Origin of the sequence: Pseudonocardia pini, assembly GCF_013870575.1 — a bacterium.
Taxonomy (GTDB): domain Bacteria; phylum Actinomycetota; class Actinomycetes; order Mycobacteriales; family Pseudonocardiaceae; genus Pseudonocardia; species Pseudonocardia pini.
This window is the reverse complement of sequence record NZ_JACBXB010000558.1, coordinates 1-3,797: the sequence shown is the minus strand read 5'-3', so window position 1 is coordinate 3,797 and position 3,797 is coordinate 1. Positions and strand designations below refer to the sequence as shown.

Sequence of the window (3,797 nt, the reverse complement as noted above, 5' to 3'; positions counted from 1 at the left end):
CAGCACGGCCGCCGCGACCGTGCCGACCAGCACCAGCGCCGCGCCGACCGCCCAGAGGCCGGTGTCGTCGGTCGCCGAGGCGGTCAGGCACCAGACCGCGGTAAACGACAGCGGCATCACGGCGCCCACCAGCCGACCCGGGAGCCACCGGGGCGCCAGGATGGCGAGCGCGGCGGCGCTGACCGCGGTCCCCGCGAGCTGCCAGGGCTCGAACCGCAGGCCGCCGGGCACGAGCAGGGCCCAGCCCGTCCAGAGGAACCAGGTGCCCGCGGTGAGCAGGGCCAGCAGCGCCGCACCCGCCCAGCGGGCGCGACCGTGGAGGACTCGCGTCATGACGACCACGGTGCCCCTCGACGGGCTCGCGCGCCTCGGTAGGACTGCGGAACCCTGCCCTGCGCCGCGGGGTCCGTACCGGGAGGTCGGCGGATACGGGCCCTGGACCTCACACCCGGACGGTGAGCACGATCTTGCCGGTGGTGCGGCCCTGCTCGCCGTAGCGGTGGGCCTCGGCCGCTTCGGCGAGCGGGAAGGTGCGGTCGACGAGGATCCGCAGGCGCCCGTCGGTGTACAGCGCGAGCAGCTCGGAGAGCCCCGACCCGCCCGCGCGGACGTAGGCACCGGAGGCGTGCACCCCGCGCTCCCCGGCGGCCTCCAGCGCGGCGCCGACCGCGACCGTCGGCAGGCAGATGTACGTCCCGCCCGGCGCGACCAGGTCGAACGACCGGACCGCGGTGTCCCCGCCGATGAGGTCGTACACGAGGTCGACGGGCTCGATCACCTTCTCGAACGCCTCGCTGCGGTAGTCGACGACCTCGTCGCAGCCCAGCTCGCGCAGCAGGCCGAGCTTCGGCCCGGAGGCGGTGCCGATCACGTGTGCACCCTGTGCCTTGGCGATCTGCACCGCGAGGTGGCCGACCCCGCCCGCCGCGGCGTGCACGAGCACCCGCTGCCCGTCGCGGAGCCCGCCGACGTCCACGAGGCTCTGCCACGCCGTCATGCCCGCCAGGGGCAGGGCGGCGGCCTCGGTCACCGGCATCCCCGCAGGTCGGGCCCGCAGCTGGGCGGCGGGCACGGTCACGTACTCGGCGTAGGCGCCCTCGGGGCTGGGGAACTTCGCCATCCCGAGGACGGCGTCGCCCACCGCGAACCCGGCCGCCTCCGGACCGAGCGCGTCGACCACGCCCGCGAGGTCCCAGCCGACGACGAAGGGCTTGCCGCCGAAGGTCCGCGCGGCGCCGAGGCCGGACCGGGTCTTCCAGTCGATCGGGTTGACCCCCGCCGCCTCGACCCGCACCCGGACCTCGCCGGGCCCCGGGTCCGGGGTCGGGATCTCGCGGAGGGTGAGGACCTCGGGCCCGCCGGTGGACTCGCAGACGATCGCACGCATGTCCCGGAGCCTACGACTGCTACAACCAGGCGCGGTCGACCTCGAGGCCCAGCAGCGCCTTCGCCGCGCCCTCCCACTGCGACCGACCGAAGACCCGGTGCAGCGCGACGGCGTGCAGGTCCCGCCAGCAGCGCTGGATCTCGTCCCCGTCGTACAGCGCCCGGGCGCCCGCCAGCGCGAACGCCTCGTCCACCGCCGCCACCGAGGCCTGCAGGGCAGCGTTGACGGCGAGGGTGAACCGCGCCCGGTCCGCGTCCGCGGGCAGGTCACCGGCCTGCGCGGTGGCCCAGAGCGCCTCCAGCTCGTCGAGCACGTGGGCGCGCGCCGACCGCAGACCGGCCTCGGCCATGCCGATCCGGATCTGGACGTCCTGCTCCTCGGCGATCGGCCCCGGCCCGGAACGCACCTTCGTCCGCGCGAGCTCGCCGACCAGGTCCAACGCGTGCCGCGCGATCCCCAGCGGGAGCCCCACCATCAGCATCTTGATCAGGCTGAAGAACGGCACCCGGTAGAGCGCCGAGTCGACGACGGGCGGCTCGTGGAACGGCATGACCGTGTGCCCCTCGGGCACCAGCAGACCCTCCACGACGACGTCGTGGCTGCCGGACCCGCGCAGCCCCATGGCCCCAGCCCAGGTCGGCACGATGGTCGCGGCCGCGGCCGGGTAGACCGCCAGCCGCCAGTCCGGGCGGCCGGCGACCATCCGGGGACGGGGACCGTCGAACACCAGCACGCCGTTGCAGAACAGCCGGGCGTGCGGGCAGCCGCTGTTGAAGGTCGCGCGCCCGCTCATGCGCAGGCCACCGGGCTCGGGCACCGCGCGGCTCTCGGGGTTGAAGGTGCCGGTCATGGCCCGCTCGGGATGCCCGTCGAGCAGGTCGGCGGCCAGGTCCTGGTCCATCCAAGCCAGGAACGTGCCCGCGTTGCCGATCATGGTCGTCCAGGCCGCCGAGCCGTCCGCGACGGCGAGCGCCTCGACGACGCCGAACATCTGCGGCGGGGCGATCTCGAGGCCGCCGAGGCCCCGCGGCGTCCAGAGCCGGAAGAGACCTGCGTCGGCGATCGCGGTGGCCACGTCCGGGGGCAGACAGGTCAGCCGCTCGGCCTCCGCCGCGCGCTCCCGCAGCAGCGGGGTGAGCGCGACCACGGACGCCAGAGGATCGGTCACGGTCGGTGCGCTCATGGGCACCTCCACTCACGGTCGGTTGCCCCGAGAGAGCCCGCCCGACCACCCCCTGATACGCCGAGATGAACCAGGGTGCTGTCCGGGCGGGCCCGGAACAGCACCCTGGTTCATCTCGGCCGGAAGCCCATCTCGGCCGGCCGGGCGGGAGGCGTCAGGCGTGGACCAGGTCCCCGTCGACGACCGTCGGGTGGCCGTCCCGCTCCCAGTCCAGGAAGCGCTGGGTCTCCACGAGCAGGGCGCCGCCGAGCCAGAGGGCGATGAACCCGTCGTCGATCAGGCCGAAGACCGAGAGCACCGCCTCCGGCACGAGGTCCACGGGCGAGACGAGGTAGGCGACCGCGAGCACGAGCATCGCCAGCCTGCCCCGGGTCAGCACGGAGTACCGGCCGGTGAGTGCGCCCGCGACCATGCGCGGGAGGGCACCGGCCCGGTCGGCGAGACCGGGGGTGCCGGGCTTGCGGCCCTGGACGAGCACGCGGGCCAGTGCGAGGAATGCTGCCCGCTGCCGGAGGCCGCGCGGGCTCGATGTGGTGGTCACGTCCAGTAGAACGCCGGTCGCCCGAATTGCGTTCCTAGCGCCCGATGCGGGATCGGTCACTCGACAGCAGCGACCACAGGACCACGCCGCCGAAGACGACCGCGCCGACCGCCAGCGCCCACGCGAGGAACTCGAACACCGCGCCCACCAGCGAGAACGCCAGGACCACGAGCAGCACCGCACCGATCACCCGCAGCACGCGCACCTCCCGGCCTCCCGACGGACAGCCCATGCTCTCACGAATCGGACGAACAGGACCAGGACGACACGAGTGGGTGATCACGCCGGACCGGCGCAAGATCACGACCGCCCGGCTCGGCGATATGGCCTGACGTGGGACGACGAGAAACTCCTTGCATCGGCGATGCGTAGCGATATATCGTGATGGCACGCGAGCTACTGAGACCGACTCAGGAGGAGGCTCGAGTACCACGAACAGGAGAACGACATGACTGCCACGAACCCCGCATGGGACCCACGCAGCGCACTTCTCGGCGCCCTTGCCGACGCCGACCTCCCGGGAGCCTTCTTCGGCCCCCGCGGTGGCGGCCGAGGCCGCCGCGGCCGCCCGCACGGGCGGCCCCCCTTCGGTCCGGGTCGAGACTTCGCACCCGACCGACCCGACATCACCGTGAACGTCGAGGTGGACGCCGATGGCGGCGAGGGCCCGGAGCGGCTCCGCGGCG

The 3,797-nt window shown here is 74.0% G+C and carries 5 protein-coding genes and 1 pseudogene; 1 reads left to right on the top strand and 5 read right to left on the bottom strand.

Features of this window, described 5'->3' with window-relative positions:
- The 5 genes and pseudogenes from H5J29_RS24650 to H5J29_RS24630 form a co-directional block, all read right to left on the bottom strand.
- Window positions 1–333 (bottom strand): annotated as a pseudogene (locus H5J29_RS24650) (hypothetical protein); the annotation flags it as partial.
- Between the two features lie 109 nt (window positions 334–442).
- On the bottom strand, window positions 443–1,387 hold the full coding sequence (locus H5J29_RS24645) for an NADP-dependent oxidoreductase (protein WP_181783415.1): 945 nt from the start codon (window positions 1,385–1,387) through the stop codon (window positions 443–445).
- A 19-nt stretch (window positions 1,388–1,406) separates the two neighbouring features.
- Window positions 1,407–2,570 (bottom strand): acyl-CoA dehydrogenase family protein, encoded by a 1,164-nt coding sequence (locus H5J29_RS24640; RefSeq protein ID WP_181783414.1) that lies wholly within the window; start codon window positions 2,568–2,570, stop codon window positions 1,407–1,409.
- Between the two features lie 154 nt (window positions 2,571–2,724).
- Window positions 2,725–3,111: a YkvA family protein gene (locus H5J29_RS36335; RefSeq protein WP_181783413.1), complete on the bottom strand. Its 387-nt coding sequence runs from the start codon at window positions 3,109–3,111 to the stop codon at window positions 2,725–2,727.
- A gap of 34 nt (window positions 3,112–3,145) precedes the next feature.
- Window positions 3,146–3,310, bottom strand: a complete 165-nt coding sequence (locus tag H5J29_RS24630) for a hypothetical protein (protein WP_181783412.1) — start codon at window positions 3,308–3,310, stop codon at window positions 3,146–3,148.
- Window positions 3,311–3,559: 249 nt separating this feature from the next.
- Here H5J29_RS24630 and H5J29_RS34435 point away from each other — a divergent pair.
- On the top strand, window positions 3,560–3,797 hold a 238-nt coding region (locus H5J29_RS34435), incomplete at its 3' end, for a hypothetical protein (protein WP_220187880.1).

Coding starts and splice junctions, on each gene's coding strand:
- H5J29_RS24640 (WP_181783414.1), bottom strand. CDS start 2,570: ATGAGCGCACCGACCGTGACCGATCCTCTGGCGTCCGTGGTCGCGCTC.
- H5J29_RS24645 (WP_181783415.1), bottom strand. CDS start 1,387: ATGCGTGCGATCGTCTGCGAGTCCACCGGCGGGCCCGAGGTCCTCACC.